The following is a 13,152-nucleotide window of genomic DNA, read 5'->3' as shown; positions in this document are numbered from 1 at the left end:
AGTCACACTTCTACCTCATTCTCGTCATCGGCGGTTTTTAAAATGGATTGTTCACGTCGTTTGGCTAAGGCCATTACTTCAGTTACTAGCAAGTCTTGCTTATCACTAAACTCACCTACTCCCGAAAGGATAAAGACTTCTTCTATTTTGCCCTCTAGTTCAGAGACCTGTGCTGGGCGCTCCCAGAAGTTTAAACTGCGTATATCCGCTGCCAACACCTCTAATACATCATCCACTGTGGTTTGCACTTTGGCTTCTAAATCATTTGGGCAAGCATCGTCAAAGGCTATATCGACAATCAAATCATAGAATGGGCCTTTACTATCTTTCTCTGGCCCACGGCCTTTATCAATCTCGTCACGTAACTCGGTTAAGGCTAATACCATTTGCTCCCAATTTTCGTTATATTTTTTAACTACCTCTTCTAGCTTCTCGCTAAAGTTGCGGTACATCACGGGGTCGTCGCCTTCGTTGACTTTACAGTGTTTACGAATGGCGTGTTCCATTTCACTGGCTGCTGCACGTGGGTCTTTAGCCACAGTAACTTGCTGAATAAATTTATCAGAGAACAACTCTACCGGCGGCACCTTGGGGTTAATACCCAAACTAATAAGGTGCTCATTCACTAACTTGCGCACCTTCTCACCTGCACCGCTAATATTGATGCTGTCATCTTTATAACGCTCACGGGCTTTGGCCTGTATATGGCACAGTTGATACATAGGGATTTTAAAGGGGCTAGCCAAGCGATTGGGCAAGATAACATCCATGCTTTGCATAAACTTTTTCAAGTACACATTAAAGCTATCGCGGGTTTTAATGTCTTCCAATATCCGTACTGCCGCTTCGGTTGTTTCATAGCGCTCGGCATCGGTGGCTAGTGCTTGTTTTACTAATGCTTCTATCTGCTTCACGCCCTTCTCTTCAAACAACTGAATCAAACGGCGGTAACGGCTTTCAAGCACGGGCACTTCTGACTCTATGCTTTTGAAGCTTTCCATAATGTCTTGCTGATCTTTACCAGAATACAGCGAGAGCGCATCTTTAAGGTTTTCTGTCAGACCGATATAGTCCACCACATAGCCTACGGTTTTATTGGCATAGGTGCGGTTAACCCTGGCAATGGTTTGCAGCAGGTTGTGCTCTTTGAGTTTTTTATCGATATACATTACCTGTTCAATTGGCGCATCAAAGCCGGTAAGTAACATATCGCACACAATTAAAAAGGCAACGCCGGTCTCGGGCTTGTCGGAATTAAACTTTTTCTTAAAGTTTTCAACCGCACTCATCTCGCGGGCCTCTTTACGGGCCGCTACAAATACCGCTTTCTCGTTCGTGCCATCGCTAGAGATAACCACAGCCACTTTGATGAGGTCTGCGAGGGCTAATAGCTGCTGATCTTGCTCTGGTTCAGGCTTGGCTTGCTCCGCTGCCACCCACTTCGCTAAAGCCTTGCGTAAATAGGTTTGGTAATGAATTGCCGCCTGTTTAGATGAGCACACCACCTGTGCTTTAAAACCACTGGGTAAAATGTTGGCAAAGTAATGCTTTACCAAGTCATCAGCAATTTCTTGTATGCGGTCTTCCGCCTCTAAGATGTCACCGGTGGCACCGTACTTTTGGCGTATGGCCGCCAGCTCGGCCTCACTGCGGTGTTTAAATAAGTCTTCAAACTTGGTATCAAAGCCATGCTTATCATAAATGGCTGTATCGGCCGTGCGGCCTTCATAAAGGATTTGTAGGGTTGCGCCATCTTCTACTGCATCTTGCAGCTTGTAGGTGTCGATATAAGGTTGGTTGGGGTTGTTGCCAAAACGCTTCCAGGTTGGGTCGGTATGATGGTCGGCAATCAATGGAGTACCGGTAAAGGCCAAGCGTGTGGCATTGGGGAAGGCATCGAATAAATTATCCGATAAGCTGGCGTCTTCTTTACCACCGCTTTGGGTGCGGTGAGCCTCATCTATAAGTACCAATATTTTCTCTGAGGTATTTACCTCATCAAACTTCTCAAACACCTTGTGCTCAACGCTGTAGGGTGGGCTATCAACATCGGCTACTTTATCAGTGGTATCACTATCATTAGCCGCATCTATTGCACTGGCGACATAGTCAGGTGTATTACTATCATCCCCTTCACGGAATTTATGTATCATTACCATGTTGAGGGTAGATTCAGCACCGGCTAATTTCTCTTTGACTTCTGCCGCGCTATTAATGCGGTAAACCGTCTCACCGGTTAGTGCTGCCGTTTCACCTAGCTGTTTATCAAGGTCTTTACGGTCGTTAACCATTAATACTTTATATTCTTTTAGCACCGGGTCGCGGCGTAGGCGACGCACTAAAAACACCATAGTCAGCGATTTACCACTACCCTGGGTGTGCCATACCACACCCGAGCGATCTAGACCTGTATTACCACTGCGCATTTTAGTGAGAATTTTCTCAACAGCGCGGTATTGCTGGTAACGGCAGATAACTTTAATGCGGGCACTGCCGGCATCCATAAACAAGGTGAACGAGCGGGTAATATCCAGTAAGCGCTCAGGATGCAACATGCCTTGCACTAAACGCTCTTGGGGGCGGTGGTTTTTTATGGTGTTATCGGCATAGGGCGTGGTATCGGGATGTATGGTTTTCCAGTGGAAGTAATACTCCTCACTAGAGGTAATAGTGCCAAACTTACAATCATCACCGTAGGTAGAAACCATTAACTGGTTAGTCCAAAACAGCTTTTGTTCACCTTCTTTTAGGCCTGCCTCTATAGTCTCTTCACGCAAATCAGCATAGCGGCGTAATTGCTTAACACCTTCGCTCATGGCGTCAGAGGTAAAGCTGTTAACGTCCTTACATTCAATCACTACTAGCGGTAGGCCATTAACAAATAACACCACATCGGGAATAATGAACTCTTTTAGCCCACCCGGCGTATCGATACGGAATTGATTGATGGCTATAAAGCTATTGGCTTGCCAATTATCAAAATCGATAATATTAACCACCGGGTCTTGCTCACCGGTCACTTCATTTTGGTCGACTTGCCATTTATACAAGCGCTGCAAAAAGGTTTCGTTGGCCTCTAGCAAGTTGCCGGTACCAAAGCCTGAGAAATCTTCAAACAATTGATCTAGTTGAGCATCAGTTAACCAAGGCTTGTTATCATCCAAAATATTAAGCTTTGCAACAGCCTTTTTGAACTCGTCTTTTAACAACACCTCACGGAAGCTGGTACGCAGGCTGATTGTGGGGTCTTTAGGTATACCGCCACTCTGCTCTATGACCTTCCAGTCTTGAGTCCCGAGCTGGTTTAAAAGTGGCTTTTCTACAAAGCTATATTCAGACATGTTTAAATCCATTATTACACGCAGGCATCAGCGTTTTGTTATATTTAGTACCCATTGATCAAGCAAATGGCATCTGGAGAAAACACAAAAAACCCTTTATATTCAATGAGTTATAAAAACCCTGACCGTAAACCACAAGCCATATCAGGCAGCCAGTCAAGCAACGGTCAAGCAAATTAGGCCCAGTGCGGGATATAGCGCATCGCCTTGCTACCCGCATCTGGGTCATAGGGCCGTATAAGCCCAGTTTTTAAGGTATCTTTGATAATACGGCTTACCATGGCGCTGTTCTTAACCTCAATACTAAAACGCTCTCTCAATGAGGCATTGTTCATATGTTCGCGGTTTACGTATTTAAGGCAGCAGTGCATATAGCAGGCGTGCACCCTGTCCTCCTTGTCCATAGCGGCAAAATCTTTATAGGCAAACAACACCGCACGGGTATGCTTATCCGTCACTTCAAACACTGGCGCTGGTAACTGGTAGAACTCCGTTTGAAACACCACCTTATCAATACCCGTACCACGCTCCTCACAAATATTAATGCGGCGCATAAAAGAGGCCAACGCCTCATTGCGGCTTTGAGGTGGCGTATCAATAAAGCGGTCGGTATCAACCAACGGCAGCCCGGGGTTGGTTATTTCCATACGTGTATCGAACAGTTCAATCATCGGGCCCGTGCCCGTCAATGAAAAATCTTGGTGAATAATGGCATTGGCCACTAACTCACGTATCGCCAGCTCGGGATACATGGGCACCTCTTTACGAAAGGCCTTGCCTATTTCCTCGTTGGAAGGGAGTAGGGTTTTGATGTAATCGATCAAACCCTCAAAACCCAGTGCATAACCTTTATTGCCCTCCAGTTCGCGAATCGTCTCAATGCGATTATTACCGCGGTACAAAATTAAGCGCACCGCCTTACGGTTTAAATGGCGAAAATCCTGTAGCTTTTTAGCCCACAATATCGCCCCTAAATTACTAATATTATAAGTACCGCTGTCATTAAGCGTGATAAAACGCTCGGCCTCTAAGGCGGCCAAAATACCACTACGCCCCTCGGGTAAAGATTGGTCAGTTAAATCAAAATACGAAGGGTAATCGAGCAGCTTAAGTACCGCTTCAACACTAAGGTTTTCAGCCGCCGCCTGAAACTCAAACGGTGTTTTATCAAACACACGCCATAAAGCACGTTCCTTCTCTTTAAACTCATGTAACTTTTTCTTATAGGAACCTACCCGTATAAACTCAACGCCATCAAACTGCACCGGCGTGTGGGTGGCGGCCTGAACCTCAAGAATCACCACCGGTAGGTCATTGCCCACCAGCAGCTCATAAAAACGGAAATGAATCTTGGGTGCCGTTTTTTGCAACAACCAACTCTCTAACTCTTGTTGATTGTGTTTGGCGAGCGAAGGCTTAAACTGCGTGCCGACTATTTTATGGCTTTCATCCTCAACACCCCAAACCAAATAAGCCGATTGCTTACCTACCAAAGCTGCCGAATTAGCCAAGGCCGATATGGTCTCCCCTATCATTTTAGGGTCGGTGTTGTTGCGCTTAAACTCTACCCACTCGGTTTCGCTGGGCAAACGGCACAGCTCACGCAGTAATGACTGCAGCTGTTCAGGGCTTTGGTCTATGGGCATGTATTCACCTGCACTTTTCCTGTTAGTAGATCTTGCATTAGGCCTTTTTTCTGAAGCCCTAATTTTTGCAGGTATGATTTTTCTTTGTTTATTCTATTGTGCAGATTAATATATATATCTTTTATATTTATCTGTTCTTCTAACGGTGGCACAGGTAGTAGCAAATTTTTCAAGGTTGAAGATTGAATAGCCTCCATAATCCCGCCTTGTGATTTTTGATGAAACCAGGATTTAACCCATGGCGCATAATTCAATTGCCAGCATACGAGTTCTGCAATAACTTGAGCCTTATCAAACGACATAGCCCATAGATGCTTTGATGAAAGTGCCTTTCCTATATCAGTTGGCACAACACAACAACGGCCGACTGTGCCCATAATTGTAATTACTACATCATTAGGTCGAACAGCATATCGAGATAACTCATTGAATTTCTCTTGTGTAACAAATCGGCGATAGTTATTAGAAAAATTTTCGACAAATATATTATCAATACCAAGGAGCGGAATACCGTTTTCAACCAGCTCATATTTTAGCAAAGCACTACCAAAAGGCCCGCTCCTCATCGCGGAAGGTACTTCTGCAAGTAGATCTTCTAACCTTTTACCCCCCCACTCCTTCGGCACCCAACCCAATTCGGTTTGTTGATATAGCTCAGGAGCGTCTTCTACGCTTGGGCGTAGTTGACCGTGGTTGGGGTTGGTCTGTGGTGTGCCGCTGAGGTCTATGCCGCGGGTAAATAGATCGGCCATCATGCCTTGTTTGATTTGGGTGTATTTATCAATTAAGGCTTGTGTTTTTTCGATGAGATTATCGACGGTGGTTAGGATGTTGGCGATTTTTTTTTGTTGTTCGTATGAAGGAGCTATAACCAACGCGTTAACCACATCATATGTAGACAGGTGCTTTACAGTGGTCGCCGCTGTTTTATCGTTCACTTCAAGTAAGAATGGATCTAGCCAATAGAACAGAAACTCTAAGCTCAATTCAGATTCTTTGTTTTCAATTAACTTTAAAATTCGTTGATTAAGTAATGCTGGTTGACCCTTCCATTTCACTAGATGAAAATCGCCATCCATACCAATTAATAAATCCCCTTTATTAACAATGTATGCTTTATCAAACTCACCACTAAACTTTAAATCTGTCTTACCATCAATCAAGTCACGAATTCTGATAAGAGGAAAGCCCTCTTCACTGGAGAAGCCTGATGAACTAAAGGGAAAACCTGATATAGGCCTAGCATGCTCACCTAACTTATATTCTCTCCACTCACTCATACCCCATCTCCTTCATAAAGCCATCCAGCAACTTGGCTTCTTGATCACGTTGGGCAAGTATATCTTTCACGGTTACGGCATATTTATCGTGCAGATTTTCTACTGCTTTGACCAAGCTGGTGGTAAGAGTACGAATATGAGTATTAAAGTCAGCCTCTAGCTCGGCTTTAAAACGCGCTTCAATTAACGCTTTAGCCTCTACATTACTGATTTTGCTACGAGCAGCTTCGATCAAATCGTCCTTCTTTTTCTCGGCCTCTTTTAGGCCGGCTTTTAAGTCTTTTAGCTCTTTCTCTAGTGCGCTGTGCTGGGCTAGCTTGGCATCGATTGCTTCATTAGCCTGTGCTAGCACATCAATCTTTCTTTCCAATATCTCAACCAGATTCCCGCCTTCGCGAGAATGACGAGAAATAGCGGTTTGTGTTTCTGGATCTTTCTTTGCGTATTTAAGTTCTTTTTTAAGGTCGCGCAGTTGGCCGTTGATTTCTTTTTTGTCGGCTTTTAGTTGTTTAACCAGTGCCTTGGGTAATACGCCGCTTTCACTATCGCCCTCGTCGGTTTCGGCGTATTCATCCTCAACCTCGTTAGCGGCGGCAAACAGCGCCTCTAACTCGGTGATGCGGGCTTGGTCGGTTTTTAAATTTTCTAATACTTCGGGGAACTGTGATTGCAGTATTTCAGCATCGGGGATGAGCTCGGCGTTCCAGCCGCTGTTGGCGATGGATTTTAAATCGGCCTCTTGCTTTTTAAAGTTGTTGGCCATGGCACCGCGTATTTGATAAATACTTAACAGGTTTAAGGGCAGCAAGGCCTTAACAATGCTATTGAGGGCATCACGGCGCAGGGCAAACACGCCTTTGGAGCCGGTGAGCTTATCGCCCAAGCTGTAGAACTCTGGGGTAAAGGTATCTTGCCACCAGGTGTTTAAGGCGGTGCTTAGCTCGTTGTGCTTGGCTAGCAGCGCGGGGTTGGCCTCTATGGTGGTTTTAATATCGGCTTTGTTTTGTATCACCGCATTAAAATCACTGTAGGTGTTTTGTTTAACCGCCTCAGGTTGAGCACGCGAGGTAAACAGCAGCGTTTTTAAGCCTGGGTAGTTTTGCCAGTAAGCCTCTAGCGCGTCTATCTCGTTATTGGGCACACCACCGTTAAGGTGGGCGGTTACATCGTGGGGTTCGGGGGCTGGACTGTTATCCACGTAGCGGCGAATGTTGAGGTTAAAGTCTTCGTCTTGCAGCTCTTGCAGACCTACGGCGCGGGCATAGCCTTCTATAGCTTCGCCACCATTGGCTAGCGCTTGATAAACGTGGGTGATTTTTTCTATATCTTCGGGGCGTAGGCTGTTTTGGTTTTTGCCCTCTTTGTATTCGCGGTCGGCATTGATAAAGATGACTTGCTTGCGTTCGGTGGCGTGGTTTTTATTCACCACTAATACACAGGCGGGTATGCCAGTGCCGTAGAACAGGCCTTGGGGTAAGCCGATAACCGCTTCGAGTATGCCGTCTTCTATCATTTTTTGGCGGCAGGCGCGCTCTTCACCACCGCGGAATAATACGCCGTGTGGCATTACCACGGCCATTTTTCCGTTTTGTTTAAGACTGGCCACCATGTGCTGCACAAACATAAAGTCGGCTTTTTTGCCGCCTTCGGGTAGCCAGGTGTGAAAGCGGCCGGTGTGGGTCATGCCGGTTTTGGAGTAGTTTTGTGAAAACGGTGGATTGGCTATTACCCTATCGAAGGCACGCACTTCGCCATTGGCGGTGAGGTGCTGGGGTTTGGCTAGGGTATCTTCGTTTTGAATATTGGCGCCACCGGCGGCGTGCAAAATCATGTTCATTTTGCTGATAGACCAGGTGCCATCGTTACTCTCTTGGCCAAACAGGTGTACGTTGCGCGAATCGCCACCGGTTTCTTCGACGTATTGCTTGCTTTGTATCAGCATACCGCCAGAGCCACAGGTGGGGTCGTACACTTCGTGGCCTTCGGCGGGCTCGATAAGCTCCACCAATAAGCGCACCACTTCGGCAGGGGTATAGAACTCGCCGCCTTTTTTACCGGCGGTATCGGCGAAGTATTTAATGAGGTATTCGTAGGCGGCACCCAGTAGATCGGGGAACTCAAAATCATCATTGGCCAGGGGGATGCCGGTAAAGTGCTGAATGAAATCGACTAAGGTTTCATCCGACATGGGCTTTTGCCCTACCTTGCGGTTGAAGTTGATGTGCTTGAGTACGTCTTGCAGGCCTTTTTCGACGTTATTGTCTTCTAGCTCGGCCAGGGCTTTGTTGAGCTCCGTGCCGACGTTCTCTTTAATGTGTTGTAATTTTGACCAGCGGGCGCGCTCGGGCACGTAGTAATCGTATTGGCGTTTGCTATCGAGCAGTTTTTGGATGGTGGCTTCGTCACGACCCTCTTCCTCTAGCTTTTTACGCTTGGCGGCACGGTCGGCCTCGTATTGATCGGACATGCGTTTTAAAAACAACATGCCGAAGATGTATTCTTTGTACTCGGAGGCATCCATCTTGCCGCGTAGAATGTCGCAGGCTTTGAACAGTAGAGATTCGAGTTTGCTTAGGGTTAATTTGTGCTGTGCCATTAATTATTTACTGCCTAAATATGTTTGAGCATTGAATTAAACTCAACACTATTAATTTTTTGTTACTTATTTTTTGCTTTGCAAAAAGCCTTTAATAAAGGCATTGGTTAATACTTCGTTATTTGTGTATTGATCATCACTACGCCCACCCATTTCGCTAATGAGCTGTTCTAAAGTGAGCTTGTCATGCCCACCATTAAATAGCTTGGTTATAGTATTTGCAGTTGGTTCTTTTGCTAAGCCCCTTGCGTTTATACCTAGCTGGTGGGCTGCGGCTAGGCTTAAGTCCCACTCGTAATGTTCCATTAATGCAGGGCTCTCATACAGGCTGTTTTTAACTGAGGGAATGATTTCATAATTGGTGAGTAGATAAAGAAAATCTTTGGCGTCTTTTATACGCATATCAGCTTCACGGTCTAACCATGCGATTAGCTTTAACAGCGCCATACCCTGTGGCGTAGCAACAGGAATATCGACTATTGGGCTATTTTGTATGCGTACCGTTTCTGCATGGTCGCAAACCTCTTGAAAGCCCAACACATTCATCACCCAGCCACCTTCAGGGGGCCAAGCAATATTGGCATGTTCATCTTCAATTTTGCCGAAAGGCACAATATCAACTTGCATATTATCTGGGCTAATCAGCCTGTGCTCTTCCCTTGCGGCGTTAAAACCTTTTGCCAGCAACCGCTTTTTTACGATTTTGAAAGCTGACCAGTCAGGCACTTGTATACCAAAGTCTATATCTTCGGTAGCTCGTTGCATATTTGCACCGTGACCATAGTGTAAAACCACATCTCTGGCGGATGCGCCCACTACCACAAATGGCATTGCCAGTTGCGCTGTCACTTCGCTTACTATGGCGTAAAGCGCTACGGCTTTAGTATCAATCTTGCCCGATATGTTCAGCAATGTGCTGCTCATATATCTTCCTTGCGGTTTCCAGGTTTCTGCTATCAGCTGTAGCTATCAGATCGGCATAAGCCAAAATGGGGTGAACTAAGCCAGCATGAGTTTTAGCTATAGGTTGGTTTTTTCCTTCGCCAACCGTGTCTATTATTTTTTGCGGCCAAAACGGGCGATAAATTTTAACTATACCTGGCCCATCGGCGGTCCATTCTAACGCTTTTTTTAACTTTGCTGCAGCTAAAAATTTGTTACCTAGCTGTTCAGGTAAATAGACAGTAACTACCTGGGGCTTAAGGTAGCCGGTGTATTTAGTGGCGGCGACTTCGCCCCCCCAATATGCACCAAACTTTTCTATGTTTATGGTTTTCCACCAACTAGGATTATCGGCTACAAAATCACCAACCCGGCACTTAGGCTTTAACTTTTCGGGATAAGCCTCTACCCACCTATCTAGCAATTTATGCCTATTTACTAAACGACGGCCCTGTTTACCTTTGCCCCTATCCACTACAAAGCCCGTTTCTTTTAGGCCATCAATCACTTTGCCGACAGTACCTAGCGCCACGCCTGTTTTTTCGGCGATTTCGCGATAGGCTGCATTGATTAATTGTTGATCGCACAGCAACCCAAAAATTACTTTTAAGCCTGCGGCATCAAAGGCACGATTCGGCGCTTCTTTTTTTGCCTCTTGTGCTTTCTCGTTCTTGTTCGTTGTTACCCATACATACAGGGGCGGCTTATTAATATAGGCATTACCTGCCGTATCGATAAATTGGATAGCCATAGCACGCAGCTTTGCTGCCATATTGGGGTTTATATAATCTGCAACCAACATGCCCTCTATAGGTAGCCGCTCAATTTGGTTTGCTATTGCCCCCAAATTAGCTTGGGCGGCCCAATTTTTAAGCCCCACTGCCAGCTGCCCAGCCCCATTAGGCAGCTCTACCAAACCACCTAGGGGGCGTCCTTCTTCCATAAAGGCGTTTTTTATAATGGCTATTTTCAGGCCTGTTTCTTTTTTAAAGGCTTTTACTGCATCCTGTAAAAGGCCGATTTCATTGACTCTTTTCATCTGAACCCCTCCTTTAGCTGGGGCCTATTCGTACAGTTATATCATCACAACAAAGTATTTTGTTCATAAAAATAGCATGTACATTATTAATGTACAAATAATAATAGTGAACAAAATAACTGTTTATAGGCAAATAAAACAGGTAACCGTATGGCGGGCACCCCATAGCAATGCCCCCCCCATGGACGACAAGGCTGAGCACGCCCCCCCCCAGCTGCGATCAGCCGGTAGCCATTACCGACTTATAGGCTTGCGACGCTGGCGTGAAGGCTCAGCGTATCCACAGGAACAAGCAACAATAAGCGAAGCGAACAAGTTTGCTGGCAACAGCCTAGAAACATGGGGTGAATCATCCGCCACATTTAAGCCCTCCCTAACTTACACCCTAGCCGTAAGCCAGGTACCAACCTACTAACTGCCGCTTGGCTGGCGACAGTGTGGAGGGCTAAGCCGCTTCATATTAGCGCTGCAATAGGCGTTGCGTTTTTGGTGTTAAATAAGATAAAGCATAGGTAGGAAATACCGCTTAATACTTATCATCAATCAATTCAAGTCAGCCTTTGATTTACGGGCTTTAATGAATAGCTTGCCTGGAGCCTATTCAATATCTTTTATGCCTAACTAACCTTTCCCAATAAATAGAAAATTGTCGGTATTTCACTTGGCGATACCACATTTTTTTGCCCACACATGCAACAGCTGACACAAACACTAAGATTATTTTTATGCAGAGCTACGCTATAAAATTAAAAATTTTTAACCCAGTGTAATAATAGGGGCAATAAGCTAAATTTTGTATGAGAATACGTAATCTGTAAGCCGGAGATTATTGATACCGGCTCGTGGTCCGGTATGACGGGCATGAGGAAAGTTGCTAGATTGTAGCCGCTAGTTCCCAGTAAAAGATTTTGGATACCGGCTCGTGGGCCGGCATGACGGAGTGGCACTTTACGAAAAACCTACTGCTTAAAAATCAAACAGAAACAAAAAAGCCCGCATCAATTGATGCGGGCTTTTTTGTAATCTTGGTGGAGCCTAGCGGGTTTATTTGGCTTTCAGCCTCACCCCTGCGGGGCCGCCCTGAATAAAACGGGCGCGAGCCTGCCCCACGAAAGCAAATATATAAAATGAGTGCTTTGGGTATCTTCGTCGCTTCGCTCCTTGTGAACCGTAAGCTTAAACTCACTCCCACAGATACAAGCAGTTTAAATAAAAAAACCCACGTCTTGCGACGTGGGTTTTTTTATTTAATTGGTGGAGCCTAGCGGGATCGAGAAGGCTCCACGAAATGAATCATAACCCATTGTTTCTAAAGGATTTATTTTCTCAGCATTTTTAATTGTGTGACAAAATGTGTGACAGACTATAGCAACAAACTATCAAGGTGGCCAGCATGATAGCTAAGCCAAGCGTAATATAGTGATACACCCTGTTAGATTTAAATCATTAATCCTTTAATTATCATTAAGCCCAAACTCACCTCTAGATAGCAGCGCATTTTTCCAAAAAACTTCCCTCTGGATTATATATTGCTCACTATCACGAGACGATGCCTGCTCTAACAAACTAAACTGAAAATTAGCTCGTGCGTAATCAACTCCATTACCTCTTTTATTCAGCAAGTTTTTTAATAATTTATTATTAGCGTGACCACCAGTTTTAAAATACGTAGCCCAACGAGACCATATGCCCTCTTCTCCTGACGCAGAACCTACGTACCGCATCCCCGTTTTAATATCCGATATAAGGTATACACCTTGGCAGTGTATTAAAGCAGAAAGCCAGTCTTGCTTAGCGTCTGACCATAAATTCTCTAAGGTTTGATAATCATGGTTAATATATGCATAGCCAGGGAAATCTTCACCAACATAGGGTTCAGGCATAACCTCCGCAACAACCATATCCGCCAGAATACTTTCGGGCTTTCGGCCTTTACTGCGAGCATCTTTTGTCCAACCAACCTTTAAACGCCCTATAAACTCAGACCCCATAGAATGGAGGCCGACTTTATACACTTCGCCATCCTTCCCATTCTTCTTACCTTTCTTATGTGATATGACATTAAAAATACCACCAAAAAGCCAACGGTCCCTTTCCATTGGTAGCTCAATTATTGAAAAAATAAGTGGGCGATTCCAGCAGTGGTTACTATGAAAATTACCATTCCAACGATTTTGCCATTCATCGAAACTATGAGTAAACACATCGATTGGGCGGGTTTTTCCTGACTTCTGCGCCACATGTATCTTTACGTCTTGCCAATCTAGATCAGGGAAGAGTGTATTTAATGAGATGATCCCGTTCATTA

At 45.1% G+C, this 13,152-nt stretch carries 8 protein-coding genes; 1 reads left to right on the top strand and 7 read right to left on the bottom strand.

Annotated elements, in window-relative coordinates:
* Window positions 1-2 precede the first annotated feature (2 nt).
* The 6 genes from NO559_RS10480 to NO559_RS10455 all read right to left on the bottom strand — a co-directional run bounded on the left by NO559_RS10480 (window position 3) and on the right by NO559_RS10455 (window position 10,844).
* Window positions 3-3,341, bottom strand: a complete 3,339-nt coding sequence (locus tag NO559_RS10480; RefSeq protein ID WP_258331780.1) for a type I restriction endonuclease subunit R — start codon at window positions 3,339-3,341, stop codon at window positions 3-5.
* A 176-nt stretch (window positions 3,342-3,517) separates the two neighbouring features.
* Window positions 3,518-4,987 carry an ATP-binding protein gene (locus NO559_RS10475; protein ID WP_258331779.1) on the bottom strand — a complete coding sequence of 490 codons (1,470 nt, stop codon included), beginning with the start codon at window positions 4,985-4,987 and terminating at the stop codon, window positions 3,518-3,520.
* Window positions 4,978-6,267, bottom strand: coding sequence for a restriction endonuclease subunit S (locus tag NO559_RS10470; RefSeq protein WP_258331778.1), 1,290 nt, complete (start codon window positions 6,265-6,267; stop codon window positions 4,978-4,980). Before NO559_RS10470 ends, NO559_RS10475 begins: the two co-directional genes overlap by 10 nt.
* On the bottom strand, window positions 6,260-8,863 hold the full coding sequence (locus tag NO559_RS10465) for an N-6 DNA methylase (protein WP_258331777.1): 2,604 nt from the start codon (window positions 8,861-8,863) through the stop codon (window positions 6,260-6,262). Before NO559_RS10465 ends, NO559_RS10470 begins: the two co-directional genes overlap by 8 nt.
* Before the next feature lie 66 nt (window positions 8,864-8,929).
* Window positions 8,930-9,787 (bottom strand): nucleotidyl transferase AbiEii/AbiGii toxin family protein, encoded by an 858-nt coding sequence (locus NO559_RS10460; RefSeq protein ID WP_258331776.1) that lies wholly within the window; start codon window positions 9,785-9,787, stop codon window positions 8,930-8,932.
* On the bottom strand, window positions 9,750-10,844 hold the full coding sequence (locus NO559_RS10455; RefSeq protein ID WP_258331775.1) for a type IV toxin-antitoxin system AbiEi family antitoxin: 1,095 nt from the start codon (window positions 10,842-10,844) through the stop codon (window positions 9,750-9,752). Before NO559_RS10455 ends, NO559_RS10460 begins: the two co-directional genes overlap by 38 nt.
* Window positions 10,845-10,950: 106 nt before the next feature.
* On the opposite strand from NO559_RS10455, the gene NO559_RS10450 reads away from it, so the two are divergent.
* Entirely contained in the window at window positions 10,951-11,259 is a 309-nt protein-coding gene (locus NO559_RS10450; protein ID WP_258331774.1) for a hypothetical protein, read from the top strand.
* A 1,039-nt stretch (window positions 11,260-12,298) separates the two neighbouring features.
* Here NO559_RS10450 and NO559_RS10445 read toward each other — a convergent pair.
* A complete protein-coding gene (locus NO559_RS10445; RefSeq protein WP_258331773.1) occupies window positions 12,299-13,150 on the bottom strand; it encodes a GIY-YIG nuclease family protein in 852 nt (283 codons plus the stop codon).
* Between the last annotated feature and the right edge of the window lie 2 nt (window positions 13,151-13,152).

Source organism: Dasania sp. GY-MA-18 (assembly GCF_024734385.1).
Lineage (GTDB): Bacteria > Pseudomonadota > Gammaproteobacteria > Pseudomonadales > Dasaniaceae > Dasania > Dasania phycosphaerae.
This window is presented reverse-complemented; position numbering and strand designations above follow the sequence as displayed.